The following is a 19,329-nucleotide window of genomic DNA, read 5'->3' as shown; positions in this document are numbered from 1 at the left end:
AAGCGGGGCCCCACCGTCTCACTGAAGTTGGCATCCTCGCAGTTCGGTGATGACAACAAGAATGAGACCGGACACTAAGCCTGCGGTGTCGACACTCAAGGTGACGACTGTTTGGTTCGTTCGAAGGGATGACGGCGCTGATCTCATAGATCGAGAACGACGCGTAGGGCCGCATCAACGCGGCGCATTTCGTCGAAACTGAGGAATCCGACGCTCTTACCGAGTCGACTTGGAGCAACCGCCGCGGTCTGCTCGGCAAGTACCCGGGTGTTCACGCCGGCGATTTCAACCTCGGGTCGGAAGCTGGCGGCACGAGCCGACGTGGACGTCGGTGCGACCAGCCAAGTCGACAGCGGCACGTGATCCGACTGGATTACTACGGCGTATCGGGAATCAGACTGCTCGTGGCCACGACTCCCCCGCGGGGCGTGTAACCGAAAGACCTCACCACGCACGCAGCGTCTCCATGTCGCGCAACACCTGCTTGGCCTCAGTGCGGTCGGACTCGTCTTCGGCAAGCCTTTCCGCCTCGGCGCGAATCGCCGCTTTGGCCTTTCGGCGTGCGGCATCGATGAGAGCAGTTCGAACGGCTGCGGACACCGCCGTGCCATCTCTCGTTAAAACTTCCAGCGCCTTAGCGGTCTCGTCGTCCGGCCGGAAGGTAATCGTGTCAGCCATAGCAACAGTGTAGGACGTTTTGTAAGACAATCGCTGGTTCTGGGTGTGCCACCGCCGTCGCGAAGGCTCATACCTGCATCGGCTCGAGCAATCCTCGCTTCCGCAGTTCATCCGCCCAGCGCCCAGCGGCCGTGCTGATGTTGCGGCTGAAGATCGACCAACGGTCTTGATGTCCGAAGCAATCGTGCAGCCGTGTCACGTATTCCGTCAGCGTGTCGATGTCATCAATTGCAGCCAGATACCGGCAGGTCTTGTCGTATTCGATGAGCAAGTTGTTGTCGACTGCGTATCGCACCAATTGCTCTGTGGTGCTTATCCGTTCCATCTCGACCAGTACCAAGTCGAAGCCGTCGCAGAGCGCGTCGGCGAACTGTCGCATGTCGGTGCGGCGGTCGAACCGGACCTCGTATGGCAGATCGGGTACCAAGCCCTCCCAACGACGTTGCAGCAGCGAACCTTTGAGGGGATGTCTCACTCGCTCGTATCCAGGACATGCGGCGTCGACCTCGACTGATCCGATTCCGACATTGACGAAGAACCCGTGCCACGACATCGTGCCGTTGTGCCAGTCGGGCTGAAGGTGGATCATGTCGTAGAGCGGCCCCCGCTCCTGCTTGAAACTGCAGTCCGATATGCCAAAGCCGCGTGCGCGTAGGAACGGTCCGACATCGGCGGAGACCACCGCCTCGTAAGCCCGTTGCAATGAACCGTTGACTGCCCCCTCGCCCATGACTCAAGGCTAAGGCGACGGCACCATCCTTCAGCGCACCAATTTGACGCTAGCAAGGCAGGCGCGACCATGCCCGACGATGAGCGCGAAAACTACCTTGCGCGTTAATGTGGTAGCGGTGAGATCCAGGGGCCATCAAGGAGTTCGACTTGATGCCGAGTTCGACTTCATCATCGTGGGAGCAGGCAGCGCAGGCTGCCTGCTCGCCAATCGGCTGAGCGCCAACCCCGATCACCGTGTACTCGTGATCGAGGCCGGCGGTACGGACAGCTGGTTCTGGATCAAGGTGCCGGTTGGCTATCTGTACACCATTGCCAACCCCCGCACCGACTGGTGCTTCACGACCGAACCTGATCCAGGCCTGGCCGGCCGCAGCATCATCTACGCACGCGGCCGCGTGATCGGCGGCTGCTCATCGATCAACGCCATGATCCACATGCGCGGGCAAGCAAGTGATTACGAGCTTTGGGCGCAGGCCACCGGCGACGAGCGATGGCTTTGGGGCGGCCCAGACCGTCCCGGCGAGACACTGGCAATTTACAAAGAGTTGGAGAACTACTTCGGCGGAGCCGACGACTGGCACGGCGCTACAGGCGAGATTCGAGTCGAACGGCCGCGCGTGCGCTGGAAGATTTTGGACGCCTGGCAGGCCGCAGCTGCCGAGGTGGGCATCGAGCCGATCGCCGAGTTCAACCGGGGCGACAACTCCGGGAGTGCGTATTTTCACGTCAATCAACGGCGTGGCAGGCGATGGTCGATGGCCGATGCCTTCCTACACCCCGTCACCCATCGCCCCAATCTGACCGTCTACACGCAGACTCAGGCTCTCCACCTGCTGATGGACGATCAGGTTTACGAGGATCAGCGTCGCGGTGCCTGGACCACGGCGCAGCACCGCGTTACCGGCGTGCGGCTGCTCAAAGACGGCCAGATCGTCGACGTTCGAGCCCGCCGGGAGGTGATCTTGAGCGCCGGTGCCATCGGCTCGCCTCATCTGATGCAGGTCTCGGGGTTGGGCCCGGCCGAGTTGCTCACCCAGCATCACGTGCCGGCGGTTGTTGATCTGCCAGGAGTCGGCGAAAACCTTCAGGACCATTTGCAGCTTCGAACGGTTTACCGCGTTCGGGGCGCGCGGACCGTCAACACGCTGTACCGGAATTGGATCACCCGGGCGGGCATGGGAATTCAGTACCTGCTGCTGCGATCAGGGCCGATGACGATGCCGCCGTCCACCTTGGGGGCTTTCGCCAAGAGCGACCCTGCGCTGGCCAGCCCGGATATGGAGTGGCATGTGCAGCCGTTGTCGTTGCCGAAATTCGGGGAAGCCCTGCACACCTTCGGCGCCATCACGCCCTCGGTCTGCAACCTACGACCCACCTCGCGGGGTCACGTGCGTCTGGTCGATGCAGATCCGCTGACCCACCCGAAGATCAGCTGCAACTACCTGTCCACTGATGCCGACTGCGAAGTCGCCGTGCGCGGCCTTCGGATGACCAGGCAGATCATGGCCGCCCCTCCTCTAGCCCGCTACTGTCCGGAAGAAATGCTTCCCGGCTCGCAACTGGTGAGCGACGAAGACCTCCTGACGGCGGCGCGTGAATTGGGCACCACCATCTTCCACCCGGTGGGCACCTGCGCGATGGGTGCCTTTGATACACGCGGTATCCCACGGTCGGCCGCGACGGTGCTCGACACCGACTGCCGCGTGTTCGGCGTCGCGGGCCTGCGGGTGGCCGATGCTTCGGCGATGCCCACCATCACTTCCGGGAACACCAACGCGCCGGTCATGCTGATCGCAGAGCGCGCAGCGCGAGCGATACTGAATTGAGTCGGTCGCACTGCTCGTACCGCGGCAGAACCACGCGTTTCACGCCGGTCTCGGCGACTGCGAACAGAGCGTGCCTCCAGGACGATACGCCGTATTCGACTGCGGCCCAGAAGTTGTCGCCAAATGCGCGAGGCCAAGCGGTTTCACATCACCTGCGAAGACCTACCCCAATCCTGACCTTCGGCGGCGGTGCCCACTGCTGTCTGAGAGCCAACCTCGCGCGCCGCGAGCTGGCGGAGGCACTTGTAGTCCTCATCCGCCGTCTCGATGCGCCCTGCCGCGTCGGTCCGGCGCCGTGGAAATCCTTGTTGGGAATGACTGATCCTCTATCCACGACTCACCGCGTTGTCGATGGACGACCGGCAACCACCGCGCGTCATACCTCGAGGTTCGCGACAGGCGCGTCAATAATGCCCAGGAAACTCACAGGCGTCTGCTAACTTCGCGAGGTGCCACTTCGCCAGCGAAGCGAGAGAAGCCGGAAGGCCTTCGCCGCAACCGTAATCGCCAGTCTGACTATCGTAGCCGGGGCCGCCTGCGGTGGTGGCGCAGAGCCCGACGAGTCCCCGGCGGCCACCGCCGACGAATCAACTTCGGCTCAACAAGCTGAGGCAAATCCAGAGGATCAACAGGCTCAATCGATCGTCAAAGACGAGGACGGCGATGGCCTGCCCGAGATCGCCGGAGGCGTCTATGGAGATCCTGCGGCCGCGATCCACTACTGGGAGCAACAGACCGAAAGCGACTGCGGGTTGATGGCTACCCGCATGGTGGTCGGCGAGATCACCGGGGCGGCGCCCACTGAACGGGAAATCATCGATCTCGCGGCCAAAACTCCGAGCGACTGTGACCCGGGCGAACCGGTGTATGACGAGAGCGTCGATCCCAGCGATGGCGGCGTCGGCCACGGCACCTGTACGACCGACCTTCTACTTCTGCTCAAGCACTACGGAATCAAAGCCGACTACACCAACGACGACACGGCCGCCAAGGGTGGACTCGCCACCGGAATGGACGCGTTGGCGGACTATCTGGGTGACGGACGGCAGGCGATTGTATGCGTCAATTCCAACACCATCTGGGATGGCGACGGTGATCGGACGGGATGCGGTCACTTGGTCACCGTCGCCGCCATCGATTACGACAACGACGCCGTTTACCTCGGCGACAGCGGTGGCGACGACACCAAGGGCGAGCACGTCACCACCGACGTGTTCGAATCCGCCTGGGCCGCCGGCGACCACGAACTCGTGGTCACTGCGCCGCGCTGACATCACCTGTGCCGCAACCGGTCACAATACGCTGGGGCAAGCCGCGTCTGGGATCACTGACCTTTGCGCCTGTTGTTGGTGATGACCCGCGCCACGTGTCCGGGGCGCATCAGGCTCGTCAGCGGGTCGACGCCCTGCAACATCCGCACGAAGGTTTCGGTGAGCACCATGTCTGTCGACGCGGCAGTCATGTAGGCGGTGGCGTAGCTGTTGAACGCCCGCTGCGGCCACGAGGTCCATCCGCTGGCCGGGGTGAAACCGAAGTCGTTGAGCCGGTTTGCCCACCAGAGTGGCGCCAGGCGCCGTGCGACATCGTGAAAGTAGACCCGGCTCGACGGCTCACCGTCAGAAACAAGGTTCTGCTGAAGACTGCGCGCCTGCAGGAGCGCCGAGGTCATTCCCTGGCCGTACATCGGGTTCAAACTGCACACCGCATCCCCAATTACCAACAGGCCCTTGGGAAATGAGGACAGCTTGTCGTAGCGACGCCACACGCTGGTCGGGAACCGGCGATGATGCGTCTCCCCCAGCGGCGGGGCGTCGGCGAGCGCGGCGCTGACCTCCGGCGGTACGCATTCGGCGACTGCCGCCAAGACTTCGGGTAGCGCGGTGGGAAGCCGGTGCCCGGCGACGCCTATCAGCGTCACAATCATCGTGTCGTCCTCATAGGCGAGCATGCCGACGCCGGTCGGGCGTTCCAATGTGGGGCTCACGAAGACCACCTTGTCGCCCAACGCGTCCGGCGCCAGCCGAAACAGTTGACTGGCGTAGCTGAGCTGTACGCGATATGAGCGCTCGGCCGGGCGCGTAAACCCACGTGCCGCAAGGAAGGCCGGTGTTCGCGCCGAGCGGCCCGTTGCGTCCACCACGAGATCGGCCGGCAACGTCCATTGCCGCGAACCGGTGCGGTCGCTGATACGAACACCGGTTACCGCGCGGTCGCTCAACACGGGTTCGACGACATCGTGACCATCCAGCACGGTGACATTGGGCAGTGCCCGACCCGTTCACGAACAACGGATTCCAACAGCGGTCTGCTGGCCGGCTGGACGGGCATGGCATCGGGATCGACCAATGCTCCCGTTCGACACAGCGAATGCGAACGGACCTCGACGTACACCGCCGACAGGTCGTGCGTGTCGATGGCCGGCGCGCCCGCCGCTTTCAACTCCGTAGTGGCACCGGGAAACATCTGCTCGAGAATCTTCAAACCCGCACTCGTCACATGTGCAGGTGGTGCCCTTGAGGGACGCCTGCGCGATGCGACCCATCGGCGGGCAATTCGTCCCGCTCGACGACGGTCACCGAGTCGTATACATCCGCCAGCACCCTCGCCGCGAACAGCCCGCCCATACTCGCCCCGCACACCACGGCTTCTCGCGTCGCCATCGCGCCCCTCTTCGGCTGGCTGTCTCCCCAACCGTCGCACAGCGCGCGGTCGACGGTGCGGTTTCATCCGCGACGCGCCGAACCGGCGTATCAAAACACACATCCGCGGCCGCCCAGACCATCGGAGCACCGTCCGCTTAGCGATCTGTAGCGTGGCGGTCGTGAACTCCTCGCGTGTGTCTCTTCCCGTAGGGCTGATCGCCCTCACCGCATCGACGGTTATGGCTCTCGCCGCGTGCGGCTCCGACACGGAAGCTTCATCGACCGACACGACCTCCTCGACGACCACGTCCTCGCTGGCCGACGAGTTCATCCCGCCACCAGTCGAAACGGGCGATCCGGCCAGCGCGATGTGCCCGACGGCGGCGCCGCAATTCGGCGGCACACCCGAGTGGACGCTCAACGGCGACACCGGCAGCGTCTCCGTCACCGGGTCCACCGACGCGACGGCACCACTGATCAACGTGCAACCGCCGTTCAGCGTGTCCGAGACCCAGGTGCACACGCTGAAGCCCGGTGACGGGCCCGTGGTCGCGGAGACGGCCACGGTCTTTGTCTGCTACATGGGCGTCAATGGTCGCGACGGGTCGGTGTTCGACAACAGCTACGAACGGGGCACGCCCGTCGACTTCCCGCTCGACGGAGTCGTGCCCGGCTTCCAGAAGGCCATCGCGGGACAGAAGGTCGGGTCGACGGTCGCCGTGGCGATGACGTCCGCCGACGGCTACCCCGAGGGTCAGCCGGCCGCCGGAATCCAGCCAGGCGACTCGCTGATCTTCGCGATCAAGATCCTCGACGCCTCGAGGTGACGTAGGCGGGTCAGCCCCCGGCGGTGACCGGATTCTTGGTCAGGGGGATGAAGCCGCCGTTCTTCCACACGCCCCAACGTCCTCCCCACCCTGAGAACCACACGACGGGCTCCCCGTTCCAGAACTCAGCGGGCTTCCGCGGCGCCCATGCCGGCACCGGTTCGCCGGCCATCGGCCTGGCAGGTGGCGGGGCAGCGCCCGGCGGTGGAGGTGCGGCATTGGGTATCTCCGCGGCCAGCGCCGGCGGCGGCGGTGGCGGCGGAGACGGCTGGGCGATTGCCGGAGCGCTCAGGCCGAGGGTGGCCGCGATCAGCCCGCCTGCTACTGCAACGCCAGGCAGCGTGGTCTTCGAGGAGCTCATCAGCGTGCCTCCAGCGGTAGAGCGAATGATGCTTAGAATTTATAACCTTGGGCCGCGGCGGCCAAACTTTGCAGCTACTGCTTCTCCGTGCCCTCAGTGTCCTCTTCGGACGGGTCACTGTCCTGCGAATCCGGCTCCGTGTCGTCGGTCGGCGACGGTTGCAAGGCAACGCTTCGCATTCGCGGGATTTGCCCCGGCTGGTCGCCGGCCGGCTGGAGACGGGCGACGCGACCGACCGCTCGACGGAGCCCGGGTGGGCCTTCCTTGCGGAGGAAGTCGCCGATGCGCCCGGCGCGGAAGCGCAACGGCGAGCCGATGAACTCCCCCAACACCACCCCGCTGCCGAGAGCGAGCGCGATCGCGATCGCCGACATCATCTGGCGGATCCCGTTGTCGAAGTTACCGTCGACGGCGAAGGAGAACACCGCGCGGAAGACCGCGAGGCCGGGCAGCATCGGCATGATGCCCGCGGTGGCGGTCACCAGCGCGGGCGCCTGCCGTCGGATCGAGATCAGCGTGGCGACGAAACCCACCCCGACGGCGGCCGCTCCGCTGGCGAACACCTGGCCGAAGCCCGCGTTGCCCAGAGCGATCAGCACCGCCTCGGCGAGTCCGGCGACGAGTCCCGCGGTGAGGATCCCCCGCAGCGGCGCGTAGCTCGCGATGGTCAGACACGCGCCCGCCAACGCCGCCCCGAACACCGCGAGCGAGATCCTCAGCGCACCGCTCGGCGCGATGAACGATTCGGTCGCGTCGACGTGCAGCGAGATCGAGATGCCGGCGATCTCGGCGACCTGCAGCCCCGCGAGGATGCCCACGACGATTCCCGACGTGAGCAACACCGCCTCCCCCAGCCGGGCGATCGAGGTCAGCATGTAGCCGGTCACCGCGTCCTGCATGGCGCCGACCAGCGTCAGCCCCGACAGCAACATCACGATCCCGGTGGCCACCATGACCGTCGGCCCCACATCGGCATAGAGAAACGCCGCCACGGCGACCGTGGTGGCTATCGCCGCACCGGTCACCTGCTGGAAGAAGAACGGGGTGCCGATCCGGTTCAGCCTCCGGCCCACCTGGTCGATGACCGCTGACGTCAGAGCAGCCAGCAGACAAGTCAGCCAGTCGCCGCCGAGCAGCATCGCGATTCCCAGGGCAAAGCCGGCCCAGCCCGCGGTCGCCAGCCAACGAGGGTACGGGTGCGGGCGTTCGGTCAAGGCGTCCATGGCCTCATGGGCCTGGTCGACGGTCACACCCCCGGCGGTGATCCGCTGGATGAGTCGGTCGAGGTCGTCCAGCCGCGTGTAGTCCGTCGACCGGGTGTGCACCGCGCGGACGATGGTCAGTGGCGGGCTGTCCGCGGTCGGTAATGCCGACACGATGACGGTGGTGACGAAGATGTCGACGACGCAGTCGGTCAGTCGATAGGCCTGGGCGACGTCTTGAGCGGTCGCGACGACATCGGCGGTGCCCGAGCCTGACGACAACATCACCTCGGCGAGGCGGATCGTCAGATCGAGCACCTTGCGGGTATGCAGGTCGCCCATGCCCTCGGAACGTCGGCGCCGTTGCCCCGCGACGGGCGCCGGATCGCGGGGGCCGCGCAGCGCCTTGCGTAGGCCGCGGCGGACGCGGCCACGCGGCGTTCGATCTAACGGCATCCAGGTGAACGATACTGAGGTGTGGGCATCATGGCCCAGGCAGCTAATCCCCCTGCGGCGCCCGACAACACATGCCAGACACCGTGGTACTGCCACAGGCTGTCCGGCCGGCACAGCGGCGAACCCGTGCGCCCAGCTGCATAGGCGGCCAGACCGAGCGCGAAGATCGCGGCCGCAGCGACCCACGCCGACCGCTGCCCTCGCGCGCCACGGGCCACACCGATGACGCACACCCCCGCCAACGCGACGATGGGCCAGTCGTGGACCGGGCCCGCCCACGGCGGCTGAGGCCCGTGGAACACGAAGCTGCCGACACCGACACCTACAAGCGCCACTCCTGCGGTTCCTGTCAGCAGCGCTCTTCCGCGCATGGCCCAGCACAGGACAAAGATCCCGACGGCGACGTACGTCAGGCTGGTGAGGGCGAGGACGGGCTGGGCGAGCAGGGCGTCGTCGATGAGTTCGCAGTCCGAGCGTCCGAAGGACGCGGCGGCGGTCCAGCCGTGCATTCGACTCACGATAGCCACCGATGGTGTCGCTCAAGCGAACTCGTTCGCGCTCGGTCGACTCCGGGGTACGACACGTTGGATGGGCCCTCGGTCAGTTGATTTCGAGCGGTGCTACGGTCGCCTGCCACCGCCGGCGTCGCTGTTCGTACCCGGGAACCGTTCGGCTACCGATCCCAACTACGCGGTTTCTCCCGTTGGGGGCGGGGGTATCGCTCGGCGAGACGATCCGTGAAGATCACGGCCTAGGAGAAACGATGAGCTCACCCGAACAACCCTCGGACGACGCGAAGCAGGGCGACAGCGCAGAACAAGGTATTCCGCCGACAGCCCCTGCGTATTCGACGCCGCCACCCGAGGGCCTGCCTTCGGCCGACGACGAGGACGGCGCCGAGTAGCGGGGGTCAACCGCACTCGGTGTGGCGCCGGCGGTCGCGCTAGCGTGCATTCAGATCGCAAATCCATACCGAATCACGGCTTTTCGCGATCTGAGTGCACACTAGCGGTGATGCAGATCGGCCAGCGAGTTCTGCAAACCACCGTCCATGCGGATCTGGATACCGGCGATCGCCAACATCACCGCGGCCGTCACCAGATGAACCACCGCGTCGGTGATGTTGTTAGGGAACGTGAACACGTACGCGACCTGATGCGAGAAGAAAGCCCACAAGCCCGGCAACGCGACCGCCACCGCCGCGGCGAGCAGATACAACACCGACCACGACTTGCGCAACACGAACACCAGCCCTGGTCCGAACAGGGCGAGTCCGGCGACGGCGTGCCAGCCGTTGAAGTCCATTCCGAGGATCTGCGCGGTCGGTGCACCCGGGCCCGTCGCGAAGCTCGGCTCCACGATGAAGCCGATCACCGCCTGGAGGATGTGGAAGATGGCGATGACCAGCAGGCCGACTTGGGCGAAACTCCACTTCACGGATACGTCCTCCGCTTCGTCGATCCTGACGCCGTGAATACTACGCTCGGTAGTAGCCCTTGTTAAGGGCTCGAGTCGGGAAATCCTGTCGAGGCCGCTTGCCGATTCCGCCGCTAACCTGTCCGGGTGGCGCGAGTGCTGTCAGTGAATGTCGCACGGGTGCGGGTCAATCCCGATGCGCCATCGAGATCAACGGGTATCGACAAGGTTGCAGTGCCGGATCGGGTCGCGGTGCGTGCGCCGGGCCCGTTGCGCGGCGGCTTGGGTAGCGGACTCGTCGGCGACACCATCGGGCATTCGAAGCTGCACGGCGGTGACGACCAAGCCGTGTACGCATATGCGCGAGAAGACCTCGACGACTGGGAAAGTCGACTCGACCGCCCGCTGAGCAACGGCATGTTCGGCGAGAACCTCACCACGGCAAACGTCGACGTGACGCAGGCCCGCATCGGTGAACGCTGGCGCGTCGGCACCGACGGCCTTCTGCTCGAGGTCTCGGCGCCGCGCACCCCGTGCCGCACCTTTGCGGCCTTCCTTCAGATCGACCGCTGGATGAAGACCTTCACCGCGGCCGCCAAACCCGGTGCGTACCTGCGGGTTATCTCGCCGGGTACGGTGGGGGCCGGCGATGCGATCTCCATCGAGCACCGCCCCGACCACGATGTGACCGTCGAGTTGGCATTCCGCGCAAGGATGTCCGACCGGTCCTTGCTTCCAGAGCTGCTCGCGGCCGACGCGTTGTCCGCCGAACTCAAGGCTTACGCACGTCGGCGCCTGTCGGCCAACGGCAAATGACCACTGCGGCGGCTCGCTAAGACGGTGACGCCCCGACGCGTCGGTAACGGGACCGCCGCCGATGCCGACATAACGATCAGCAGCGGCTACAGGCGGCGGGTGTCTTCCTACGCGGCAGGTGTGAAGCAGCAGCACCTGAACCGGCAGCCGAGACCCGGCACCGGAACGCCCATCCGCGATGACCGCTCGGCGGTATCCCTCAATCAGGAGTTCACAGCGATGACATTGCGACACAATTGGGCGCGGCGCATGATGGCCGGCGCGCTGACGGCCCTGCTCATACCGGGCCTCGTCGCGGCGGTGGGTGGAACGTCCACCGCCGCGGCATACTCCCGTCCCGGCCTACCGGTCGAAACCCTCATGGTCCCCTCGGCCGCCATGGGCCGCGACATTCCCGTCAAGTTCCAGGGCGGTGGTCCGCACGCGGTCTACCTGCTCGACGGCTTGCGTGCGCGCGACGACAACAGCGGCTGGGACATCGAAACCGCCGCGTTCGAGAACTACTACCAGTCGGGGCTGTCGGTCGTGATGCCGGTCGGCGGCATGTCCAGCTTCTACACCAACTGGCAAGGACCCGCGGTCGGCAACGGCGGCACCTACACCTACCAGTGGGAGACCTTCCTGACCTCCGAACTGCCCGCGTATCTGGCCGCCAACAAGGGCGTCTCGCCCAGCGGCAACGCGGTGGTCGGTCTGTCGATGTCGGGCAGCGCGGCGCTGATCCTGGCGGCGTATTACCCCGGCCAGTTCCGCTACGCGGCGTCCCTGTCGGGCTTCCTGAATCTCTCCGAGGGCCTCTGGCCGCTGCTGGTCGGCGTCGCCATGCGCGACTCGGGCGGCTTCAGCGCCACGGCGATGTGGGGCCCACCCGGCAGCGCGGCTTGGACGCGCAACGACCCGACGGTCAACGTCGGCTCATTGGTGGCCAACGGCACCCGCATCTGGGTTTACTGCGGCAACGGCGTCCCGTCCGAACTCGGCGGCGGCGGTGACATCGCCGGTCAACTCCTCGAGACCATCACGCTGGACAGCAACAAGAACTTCCAGCAGGCCTACGAGGCAGCGGGCGGAAGCAACGGCACGTTCAACTTCCCCGCCAACGGCACCCACGGATGGGGCTACTGGGGTTCGCAACTGGCCGCGATGAAGGGTGACATCCAGGCCACGCTGGGCGCCTGAGCTCCTGACGCCACTGGACGACCGCCTCGTGCGGTCGCCCAGTGCGCGTTTGGAGACAATCACTGCGTGACCCAGCAGCCGCGACCGACCGTTCCCGCGCTCTTAGCGCGCGCTTCCGCCGAATTCGGCGACCACACCTATCTGGTCACCCCGACGGACCGACTCACCTACCGCGAGGCGGATCAGCGCTCGGCGCGCATAGCTCGATGGCTCATCGGCGAGGGCGTCGGCAAGGGCACCCGCGTCGGATTGTTCTTCCCCAACGGGGTGGACTGGATCATCTGGTGGCTTGCCGTGTCGCGCATCGGCGCACTGGCCGTGCCGCTCAGCACGCTGTACGCCCCGGCGGAGATCGCCAAAGTCGCCCGGCTGGCCGACATCGCGCTCATCGTCGCTCCCCGCCGCGTCTTGAGCATCGACGTCGCCGACCGATTCGAAAAGGCTTGGCCGGAGTTGACGGCCCAGCAGGGCACACGGTTGGCCATGACGGCCGCCCCATACCTACGCCGGATCGTGTTCGTCGACCACCCAGTCCCCCACTGGGCCACCGGGTGCGACGGCAAGGGTGTGCCCGCCGAGGTGCTGGCCGCCGCGCAGGACGAGGTGAGCCCCGCCGATCTCGCCGTGGTCATCCACACCTCGGGTTCGACCGCGGATCCGAAGGGTGTCATGCACACCCACGGCACCCTTGTGCGGCAGACGTCGACATGGCCGAACGCGATCCGTGCGGTCTCCAAAAGCGAAGGCGCTGTGCGGATCCTGTGCGCGATGCCGTTCTTCTGGGTCGGGGGCCTGCTCGCGGCGACCGGCGCGCTGCACGAACCCGTCACCGTGCTCGTCATGCCCCGACTGGACGCCAGAGGCGCACTGGATCTGATTGAGCGTGAGCGGGCCGCCGGAGTCGTCGGATGGCCCGCGTTCACCCAGCGGCTCCGTGACCATCCGAGTTTCCCCAGCCGGGATCTGGCCTGCGCGCCGATGCTGCGCGACGGACCGCTCGACATCGCGATGGTCGACGTACCCGACGGATATCCCGTGCACCGCACCATGTCCGAGACCGCGGGCGGATTCGCGTACACCGACATGTGCATCGTCGACGACGACGGCACACCGGTTCCCGACGGGCAGGTCGGCGAGTTGCTGATCCGCGGCATCGGCGTGATGGCGGGCTACAACAAGCGCGAGCGGTGGGAGACCTTCGACGAAAACGGTTGGTACCACACGGGTGACCGCGTCTACCGCAGACCCGGCGACCCGCGGCTGTTCTACGTCGGCCGGACCACCGACATGATCAAGGCCGCCGGCGCCAATGTCTCACCGCTCGAGGTGCAGGCGGTCATCGAGGAATCCCCCGGCGTGGCACAGTGTCTCGTGCTCGGCATCGACGACGCGCGACGCGGGGAGGAAGTATGCGCAGTCGTCGTGCCCACCGCCGAAGGCATCGACGTCGAGGCGTTGGCCGCGCACGCCCGCGACCACCTGTCCGCGTACAAGGTGCCGACCCGCTGGGTGCTGGTCTCCGGCGATCAGATCCCGATCCTGCCCAGCGGAAAGTTCGACCGCAAGACGCTGCGCGCCATGATCGTCGACGGCGTCCTCGAAGCGGTTGTCCGGTGACCCGGTCGTCGCCGCACGGGATGATCAGAGGCCGAACTGGTCCTCGATGATCCCGAGCCAGACCTGAGCCGCGTCGATCGCCACCTTCTCGCTGATGAACGCGTGCTGGGTACCGGTGTACATGTCGCGGAACGCACGTTCCAGACGGCTGCCTTCGCGGATCGAGCTGGTGCCCGCGACCAGATGTGCCCACTCCGCACACTGGCGGGCCACGTCGGTGGCATACACCGCGGCCACCCTCATGTCCGCGCGCAGGCCCGGGGTCAAGTCCTCCCCGTCCGCCACACTGGCTTCTGCCGTTGCGAACGCATCGAGCACCAGCAGCCGCGCCGCCCGCCACGCCGCGACGTGGTGGGCCAGCCCCTTCTGGAAGGTCGGCCGACTGGCCAGCGACGCCATGTCACTCATCCGGTATTTCGTGGCGGCCAGTTCTTCGACGTCGTCCAACATGCTCTTGGCGACGCCGAGCGCCCATGACGCATGCCCGGCCGCGGTGACGGGCATCATGCCCATCCGCGTCGCCGGTGAGGATCCGCGCAGCGGCTCGCGCGTGAACAACGCGAACGTCCGCTCGGCCGGCACGAAAACGTCCTCGACGCTGTAGTCGTAGGAGCCCGTCCCCTTGAGCCCCTGCACGTACCAGCCGTCGTTGAAGCTGACCTCCTCACGCGGCAGGATGGCGACCTGCATGTCCGGCACCCCTTCGCTGACCCAGCGCATCTCGGTCCCGTCCATCGGAAGAAAGCCGGCAGCGACATACTGCGCATGCCCGATCCCCGAACCGAAGCTCCACGATCCGGTCAGCCGGTAACCGCCGGGTACCGCGGCGCCTTGACCGTTCGGGAAGAACTGCCCGCCCATCGTGACCCGATTGTCGAGCGCGGTGAACACCTCGGCGAACCCGGCGTCGGGCAGGTACGCGGCGGCAGCGAACGACGACGGCAGGTTGGCGATGCCGATCCAGCCGAAAGATCCGTCCTGCCAGGCCATCTCGATCCACGTCTCGATCATCTCGGCGAACGACGGTTCGCTGCCACCGGCGGGCGCGGGGTTGAACGCCGTCATCAGCCCGGTGTCCCACATCGCCTCCACGACGGCTGGGCTGAGCGTGCGCAGCCGCTCCGACTCACCGGCTTCCCTCTGCACGATCTCGCGCAGGGTGCGCACCCGTTCGGCGATTCCCTCGGCGGCTTCGATTGTCGACGACATGAGTCCTCTTTATCAGCGATCGTCGCCGCGCACCCACACTTCGGCCACCTCGGGGACTCCCTGAGGGTCAGGTCAAGGCGCCGGGCGCCTGCCGGCAGGCGATCACTTGATGATGCGAACCAGGTACGGCGCCATGTTGTTGGTCCGCACCGGCGACGTCGCCACACCGGATTCGGTGGCCTCCAGCATCTGCCCGTTGCCCAAATACAGTGCCACGCTCTGATTTCCGTTGGGGCCGTAGAAGATCATGTCTCCCGGCAGCGCCTCGGACGGCAACACCTTCTGCCCGACGTTGTACTGCGCGCCTGACGACCGCGGTAGCTTGACCCCGATACCGGCGAACGAATAGACCATGAGGCCGGAGGCGTCGAAACCGACGGTGCTGACCGCGGGATTCAGCCCGACGATGCGACCCTCACGGTCGAGACCCGCGGCATTCTCGGCCGTACCGCTGCCCCGCGTCGGCCCGTTCGCGTCTCCCCCGCCGTACGAGAACGGGACACCGCGCTGCGCAAGACCCCGGGCGATGACGAGGTCGACCGCCTGCTGGTTTGCCGCGGACCGCGAGGATGGTGCGGCGGCCGCCACCCCAGGGATGATCACCAACAGGGCGACACCGAGCACCAGGGCGTAGATGCGTCTCATGGTTCGTTGCTCTTTCTTCGTCTGCGCATACCGATGGCGCTGTAATCACTTGTACCGCGTGGTTTGCTCGTGATGCCAATTCGCGCCTGGCTCAGCGTCAATGAGATGCAGTACCGTAACCGAACAGTGACTACCTTCCTTTGTTGCGGCGTCTGGCGATGACCGAACGAGTCGCGGTGATCGGCGGCGGCATCCTCGGCGTGGCGGTGGCCCGCGAGATCGCGCGGCGCCGTCCCGACTCCGAAGTCACGCTCTTCGAGAAGGAAGACCGCCTTGCATCGCATCAAACCGGGCGCAACAGCGGGGTGGTGCATGCGGGTCTGTACTACCAACCCGGTTCGCAGAAGGCCCTGCTGTGTCGTCGCGGTGTGCACCTGCTCGAACAGTTCTGCGCCGAGCGCGGAATCCGCCGGATCGCTTGCGGCAAGGTCCTGGTCGCGCTCACCGAAGAAGAGAAGGCCAGGCTCGCCGACATCGAGCAGCGCGCGTTGGCGAACAAAGTCCCGGGAGTCCGGATCATCGGAGCAGACGAACTGCACGAACTCGAGTCAAACGTGCGCGGCATCGCCGCCCTGCACTCCCCGTCCACGTCGATCGTCGACTATGCGGAGGTGACCAGAAAGCTTGCCGCCGATGCTACCGCAGCCGGCACGAAAGTCCTTGTCGGACATGAGGTCACGGGGCTACGGGCGGGCGATACCGAAGTGGTGGTCAGGGTCCGCGCGGCCGGAAGCGGTGACCGGGCCCGATTCGACCGGGCCGTCGTGTGTGGTGGCCTGCAGAGCGACCGGCTCGCCGAGATGGCCGGCGACGGCCCCGATCCGGTGATCATGCCGTTCCGCGGCGAGTACTACGCGCTGGAACCCAACCGGCGCGATCTGGTCAACGGTCTGGTCTATCCGGTGCCCGACCCGCGTTATCCGTTCCTGGGGGTCCACTTCACCCCGCGGGTGGACGGCGAGGTGCTGATCGGGCCCAACGCGGTGCTGGCACTGGCGCGTGAGGGCTATACCTGGGGCACGGTGTCGGTGCGCGATCTGGCCGGCATCGCCTCGACGCCCGCCTTCTGGCGGTTCGCCCGGCGGCACTGGCGCACAGGGGTCCGCGAGGTGTCCGGGTCGCTGTCCAAGCGGCGATTCATCACCGCCGCCAGGGCCTACGTGCCGTCGTTGCGCGACGTGGACGTGGTGCGCGGCACCGCGGGTGTGCGGGCCCAGGCCCTCGACCCCGACGGCGGTCTGGTCGACGACTTCCGGATCAGTGTCCGCGGGCGCGTCGTGGTGCTCCGCAATGCGCCATCGCCCGCGGCGACCTCGGCGCTGGCGATCGCCGAGCACGTCGTCGACACCTTCGAAGCGTCGACGTAACGCCTCCGCCCTGCTGATAACGCCATCCCCGGCAAGGGCGGGTCGTACTGTGGGGGCATGGCCATCATCGAAGCGGACGCCGCGCCTCAAACCCCGTTCGAGCAGGAGGTCGCTGCCACGCAGCGGTACTTCGACAGCCCGAGATTCGACGGGATCATCCGCCTCTACTCGGCCCGTCAGGTCGCCGAACAGCGCGGCACGATTCCCTCCGACTACATCGTGGCGCGCGAGGCGGCCACGGCGTTCTACGAGCGCCTGCGCGAACTCTTCGCCCAGAAGAAGAGCATCACCACCTTCGGGCCGTACTCGCCGGGCCAGGCCGTGACGATGAAGCGGATGGGCATCGAGGGCATCTACCTCGGCGGCTGGGCGACATCCGCCAAGGGGTCCACCACCGAAGACCCCGGACCCGACCTGGCCAGCTACCCGCTCAGCCAGGTGCCCGAGGAGGCGGCCGGCCTGGTCCGCGCACTGCTCACCGCCGACCGCAACCAGCAGTACCTGCGGCTGCAGATGCCACCAGGGCAGCGCGACACGACGCCCGCCGTCGACTACCGACCGTTCATCATCGCCGACGCCGATACCGGCCACGGCGGAGATCCGCACGTGCGCAACCTGATTCGTCGCTTCGTGGAGGCCGGCGTGCCCGGTTACCACATCGAGGATCAGCGGCCGGGGACGAAGAAGTGCGGCCATCAGGGCGGAAAGGTGCTGGTGCCGTCCGACGAGCAGATCAAACGGCTCAACACCGCCCGCTTCCAGCTCGACATCATGCGGGTTCCCGGGATCATCGTGGCCCGCACCGATGCCGAGGCGGCCAACCTGATCGACAGCCGCGCCGACGAGCGCGACCAACCGTTCCTGCTCGGCGTGACGAACCTCAAGGTGCCGTCGTACAAGTCGTGCTACCTGGCGATGATGCGGCGCTTCTACGAGGCGGGCGTCACCGAACTCAACGGTCACCTGCTCTACGCGCTGCCCGAAGCTGAGTACGCCACCGCCAACGCCTGGCTCGACCGCCACGGCATCGGTGACGCCGTTTCCGAGGCCGCGTCGGAGTACCAGGACCGCCCCGACGGTGAGATCGACGCGATCTTCGACCGGGTCGAATCGAAGGCCGTCGACGCCTGGCAGGTCGACGCCGGCGTGATGACGTACGGCGAGGCGGTCGCGGAGCTTCTCGAGTTCCGGGAAAGCGAGGGCGAACAACTCGACATGAGCGTCGCGGAGTGGCGTGCGTTCGCCGAGCGCGCGCCGCTGTACACCGCGCGTGAGAAGGCCAGGGAGATTGGGGCGGCCGTCGGGTGGGACTGCGAGCTGGCCAAGACCCCGGAAGGCTACTACCAGGTTCGCGGCGGCATTCCTTATGCGATCGCCAAATCGCTTGCCGCAGCGCCGTTCGCCGACATCCTGTGGATGGAGACCAAGACCGCCGACCTCGCCGACGCGCGCGAGTTCGCCGAGGCCATCCACGCCGAATTCCCCGAGAAGATGTTGGCTTACAACCTGTCTCCCTCGTTCAACTGGGACACCACCGGCATGACCGACGACGAGATGCGGGCGTTCCCCGAGGAACTCGGGAAGATGGGGTTCGTCTTCAACTTCATCACCTACGGCGGTCATCAGGTCGACGGTGTCGCTTCCGAGGAGTTCGCCACCGCACTGCGTCAGGACGGCATGCTGGCGCTGGCGCGGTTGCAGCGCAAGATGCGCCTGGTGGAATCGCCCTATCGCACACCGCAGACGCTTGTCGGCGGGCCGCGCAGCGATGCCGCACTGGCCGCGTCGTCGGGCCGCCTGGCAACCACCAAGGCAATGGGCAAGGGTTCGACCCAACATCAGCACCTCGTGCAGACCGAGGTTCCGAAAAAGCTGCTCGAGGAGTGGCTGGCGATGTGGGGCGAGCACTACAAACTCGACGAGAGGCTGCGGGTGCAACTGCGTCCGACTCGACCCGGATCAGACGTGCTCGAGCTGGGCATCTTCGGTGAGCGTGACGGTGCGGACGAAAAACTCGCCAACGTGATCGTCGACCCGATCAAGGACCGGCACGGTCGCAGCATCCTGACGGTGCGCGACCAGAACACGTTCGCCGAGAAGCTGCGCCAGAAGCGGCTGATGAGCGTGGTCCACCTTTGGCTGATTCACCGGTTCAAGCCGGAGATCATGTATTACGTCACGCCGACCGAGGACAACATCTATCAGACCGAGAAGATGAAGTCGCACGGCATCTTCACCGACGTGTACCAGGAGGTCGGCGAGATCATCGTGGCCGACATCAACCAGCCGCGGATCGAGGAACTGCTCAACCCCGACCGGGAGGCGCTGGGCCGGTTGATCCGCAAGGAGGACTGAC

At 66.2% G+C, this 19,329-nt stretch carries 21 protein-coding genes and 1 pseudogene; 10 read left to right on the top strand and 12 right to left on the bottom strand.

Translation table 11 applies throughout. The annotated features are described in order from the left end of the window. Positions 1-143: 143 nt before the first annotated feature. From AU193_RS22695 to AU193_RS04025, 3 genes are all read right to left on the bottom strand, one after another. On the bottom strand, positions 144-455 hold the full coding sequence (locus AU193_RS22695; protein ID WP_082682825.1) for a type II toxin-antitoxin system PemK/MazF family toxin: 312 nt from the start codon (positions 453-455) through the stop codon (positions 144-146). Next, a complete protein-coding gene (locus AU193_RS04030) occupies positions 445-678 on the bottom strand; it encodes a hypothetical protein (protein WP_064421055.1) in 234 nt (77 codons plus the stop codon). Before AU193_RS04030 ends, AU193_RS22695 begins: the two co-directional genes overlap by 11 nt. A 67-nt stretch (positions 679-745) precedes the next feature. Further along, positions 746-1,408 (bottom strand): DUF4304 domain-containing protein, encoded by a 663-nt coding sequence (locus tag AU193_RS04025; protein ID WP_064421054.1) that lies wholly within the window; start codon positions 1,406-1,408, stop codon positions 746-748. Positions 1,409-1,487: 79 nt separating this feature from the next. Between AU193_RS04025 and AU193_RS04020 the strand changes: the two genes are divergently transcribed. The 3 genes and pseudogenes from AU193_RS04020 (at position 1,488) to AU193_RS23045 (ending at position 4,507) form a co-directional block, all read left to right on the top strand. Continuing rightward, on the top strand, positions 1,488-3,236 hold the full coding sequence (locus AU193_RS04020) for a GMC family oxidoreductase (RefSeq protein WP_253867601.1): 1,749 nt from the start codon (positions 1,488-1,490) through the stop codon (positions 3,234-3,236). A gap of 129 nt (positions 3,237-3,365) precedes the next feature. Continuing rightward, positions 3,366-3,676 (top strand): annotated as a pseudogene (locus AU193_RS23800) (hypothetical protein); the annotation flags it as partial. A 9-nt stretch (positions 3,677-3,685) separates the two neighbouring features. After that, positions 3,686-4,507, top strand: coding sequence for a hypothetical protein (locus AU193_RS23045; RefSeq protein ID WP_156425107.1), 822 nt, complete (start codon positions 3,686-3,688; stop codon positions 4,505-4,507). Between the two features lie 53 nt (positions 4,508-4,560). On the opposite strand, the gene AU193_RS04010 is transcribed toward AU193_RS23045, so the two are convergent. The 3 genes from AU193_RS04010 to AU193_RS23040 are packed head-to-tail and all read right to left on the bottom strand — an operon-like array spanning position 4,561 to position 5,896. After that, on the bottom strand, positions 4,561-5,454 hold the full coding sequence (locus tag AU193_RS04010) for a hypothetical protein (protein WP_216637267.1): 894 nt from the start codon (positions 5,452-5,454) through the stop codon (positions 4,561-4,563). After that, the gene (locus AU193_RS22685) at positions 5,451-5,732 is read right to left on the bottom strand and encodes a hypothetical protein (RefSeq protein ID WP_082682822.1); all 282 of its coding nucleotides are present in this window, start codon (positions 5,730-5,732) and stop codon (positions 5,451-5,453) included. Before AU193_RS22685 ends, AU193_RS04010 begins: the two co-directional genes overlap by 4 nt. After that, positions 5,729-5,896 (bottom strand): hypothetical protein, encoded by a 168-nt coding sequence (locus AU193_RS23040; RefSeq protein ID WP_156425105.1) that lies wholly within the window; start codon positions 5,894-5,896, stop codon positions 5,729-5,731. The genes AU193_RS22685 and AU193_RS23040 overlap by 4 nt, the downstream gene beginning before the upstream one ends. Positions 5,897-6,057: 161 nt before the next feature. Between AU193_RS23040 and AU193_RS04005 the strand changes: the two genes are divergently transcribed. Then, positions 6,058-6,705: an FKBP-type peptidyl-prolyl cis-trans isomerase gene (locus tag AU193_RS04005; RefSeq protein WP_172798207.1), complete on the top strand. Its 648-nt coding sequence runs from the start codon at positions 6,058-6,060 to the stop codon at positions 6,703-6,705. A gap of 10 nt (positions 6,706-6,715) precedes the next feature. Here the strand turns inward: AU193_RS04005 and AU193_RS22680 are convergent, their stop codons facing one another. From AU193_RS22680 to AU193_RS03995, 3 genes are all read right to left on the bottom strand, one after another. After that, complete coding sequence (locus tag AU193_RS22680) at positions 6,716-7,066, bottom strand: hypothetical protein (protein ID WP_082682821.1); 351 nt, start codon at positions 7,064-7,066, stop codon at positions 6,716-6,718. Between the two features lie 74 nt (positions 7,067-7,140). Then, entirely contained in the window at positions 7,141-8,724 is a 1,584-nt protein-coding gene (locus AU193_RS04000; protein ID WP_064421052.1) for a threonine/serine exporter ThrE family protein, read from the bottom strand. Further along, positions 8,715-9,233, bottom strand: coding sequence for a hypothetical protein (locus AU193_RS03995; RefSeq protein ID WP_064421051.1), 519 nt, complete (start codon positions 9,231-9,233; stop codon positions 8,715-8,717). Before AU193_RS03995 ends, AU193_RS04000 begins: the two co-directional genes overlap by 10 nt. 254 nt (positions 9,234-9,487) lie before the next feature. Here AU193_RS03995 and AU193_RS23035 point away from each other — a divergent pair, with 254 nt between their 5' ends. Continuing rightward, complete coding sequence (locus AU193_RS23035; protein ID WP_156425104.1) at positions 9,488-9,628, top strand: hypothetical protein; 141 nt, start codon at positions 9,488-9,490, stop codon at positions 9,626-9,628. Between the two features lie 101 nt (positions 9,629-9,729). Here AU193_RS23035 and AU193_RS03990 read toward each other — a convergent pair whose 3' ends face one another. Then, positions 9,730-10,161 (bottom strand): DUF4383 domain-containing protein, encoded by a 432-nt coding sequence (locus tag AU193_RS03990; protein ID WP_064421050.1) that lies wholly within the window; start codon positions 10,159-10,161, stop codon positions 9,730-9,732. A gap of 126 nt (positions 10,162-10,287) precedes the next feature. Between AU193_RS03990 and AU193_RS03985 the strand changes: the two genes are divergently transcribed. The 3 genes from AU193_RS03985 to AU193_RS03975 all read left to right on the top strand — a co-directional run bounded on the left by AU193_RS03985 (position 10,288) and on the right by AU193_RS03975 (position 13,752). Beyond that, on the top strand, positions 10,288-10,956 hold the full coding sequence (locus AU193_RS03985; protein WP_082682820.1) for an MOSC domain-containing protein: 669 nt from the start codon (positions 10,288-10,290) through the stop codon (positions 10,954-10,956). 219 nt (positions 10,957-11,175) lie between these two features. Next, positions 11,176-12,135, top strand: coding sequence for an esterase family protein (locus tag AU193_RS03980; RefSeq protein ID WP_064421102.1), 960 nt, complete (start codon positions 11,176-11,178; stop codon positions 12,133-12,135). Between the two features lie 66 nt (positions 12,136-12,201). Beyond that, on the top strand, positions 12,202-13,752 hold the full coding sequence (locus AU193_RS03975) for a class I adenylate-forming enzyme family protein (RefSeq protein WP_064421049.1): 1,551 nt from the start codon (positions 12,202-12,204) through the stop codon (positions 13,750-13,752). A gap of 24 nt (positions 13,753-13,776) precedes the next feature. On the opposite strand, the gene AU193_RS03970 is transcribed toward AU193_RS03975, so the two are convergent. Together AU193_RS03970 and ripD are read right to left on the bottom strand one after the other, a co-directional pair. Continuing rightward, on the bottom strand, positions 13,777-14,961 hold the full coding sequence (locus tag AU193_RS03970) for an acyl-CoA dehydrogenase family protein (protein ID WP_064421048.1): 1,185 nt from the start codon (positions 14,959-14,961) through the stop codon (positions 13,777-13,779). 102 nt (positions 14,962-15,063) lie between these two features. Next, a complete protein-coding gene (gene ripD / locus AU193_RS03965) occupies positions 15,064-15,606 on the bottom strand; it encodes an NlpC/P60 family peptidoglycan-binding protein RipD (protein ID WP_064421047.1) in 543 nt (180 codons plus the stop codon). 158 nt (positions 15,607-15,764) lie between these two features. On the opposite strand from ripD, the gene lhgO reads away from it, so the two are divergent. Together lhgO and aceA are read left to right on the top strand one after the other, a co-directional pair. Then, the gene (lhgO, locus tag AU193_RS03960) at positions 15,765-16,973 is read left to right on the top strand and encodes an L-2-hydroxyglutarate oxidase (protein ID WP_064421046.1); all 1,209 of its coding nucleotides are present in this window, start codon (positions 15,765-15,767) and stop codon (positions 16,971-16,973) included. Between the two features lie 57 nt (positions 16,974-17,030). Next, positions 17,031-19,328, top strand: a complete 2,298-nt coding sequence (gene aceA, locus AU193_RS03955) for an isocitrate lyase ICL2 (protein ID WP_064421045.1) — start codon at positions 17,031-17,033, stop codon at positions 19,326-19,328. Position 19,329: the final 1 nt, after the last annotated feature.

Source organism: Mycobacterium sp. GA-1285 (genome assembly GCF_001499905.1).
Lineage (GTDB): Bacteria > Actinomycetota > Actinomycetes > Mycobacteriales > Mycobacteriaceae > Mycobacterium.
This window is presented reverse-complemented; position numbering and strand designations above follow the sequence as displayed.

Excerpts from the sequence above, each read along its gene's own strand:
- AU193_RS04030 (WP_064421055.1), bottom strand. The coding sequence starts at position 678 with ATGGCTGACACGATTACCTTCCGGCCGGACGACGAGACCGCTAAGGCG.
- AU193_RS04025 (WP_064421054.1), bottom strand. The coding sequence starts at position 1,408 with ATGGGCGAGGGGGCAGTCAACGGTTCATTGCAACGGGCTTACGAGGCG.
- AU193_RS04020 (WP_253867601.1), top strand. The coding sequence starts at position 1,488 with ATGAGCGCGAAAACTACCTTGCGCGTTAATGTGGTAGCGGTGAGATCC.
- AU193_RS23040 (WP_156425105.1), bottom strand. The coding sequence starts at position 5,896 with ATGGCGACGCGAGAAGCCGTGGTGTGCGGGGCGAGTATGGGCGGGCTG.
- AU193_RS22680 (WP_082682821.1), bottom strand. The coding sequence starts at position 7,066 with ATGAGCTCCTCGAAGACCACGCTGCCTGGCGTTGCAGTAGCAGGCGGG.
- AU193_RS04000 (WP_064421052.1), bottom strand. The coding sequence starts at position 8,724 with ATGCCGTTAGATCGAACGCCGCGTGGCCGCGTCCGCCGCGGCCTACGC.
- AU193_RS03995 (WP_064421051.1), bottom strand. The coding sequence starts at position 9,233 with ATGCACGGCTGGACCGCCGCCGCGTCCTTCGGACGCTCGGACTGCGAA.
- AU193_RS23035 (WP_156425104.1), top strand. The coding sequence starts at position 9,488 with ATGAGCTCACCCGAACAACCCTCGGACGACGCGAAGCAGGGCGACAGC.
- AU193_RS03980 (WP_064421102.1), top strand. The coding sequence starts at position 11,176 with ATGACATTGCGACACAATTGGGCGCGGCGCATGATGGCCGGCGCGCTG.
- AU193_RS03970 (WP_064421048.1), bottom strand. The coding sequence starts at position 14,961 with ATGTCGTCGACAATCGAAGCCGCCGAGGGAATCGCCGAACGGGTGCGC.
- ripD (WP_064421047.1), bottom strand. The coding sequence starts at position 15,606 with ATGAGACGCATCTACGCCCTGGTGCTCGGTGTCGCCCTGTTGGTGATC.
- lhgO (WP_064421046.1), top strand. The coding sequence starts at position 15,765 with ATGACCGAACGAGTCGCGGTGATCGGCGGCGGCATCCTCGGCGTGGCG.
- aceA (WP_064421045.1), top strand. The coding sequence starts at position 17,031 with ATGGCCATCATCGAAGCGGACGCCGCGCCTCAAACCCCGTTCGAGCAG.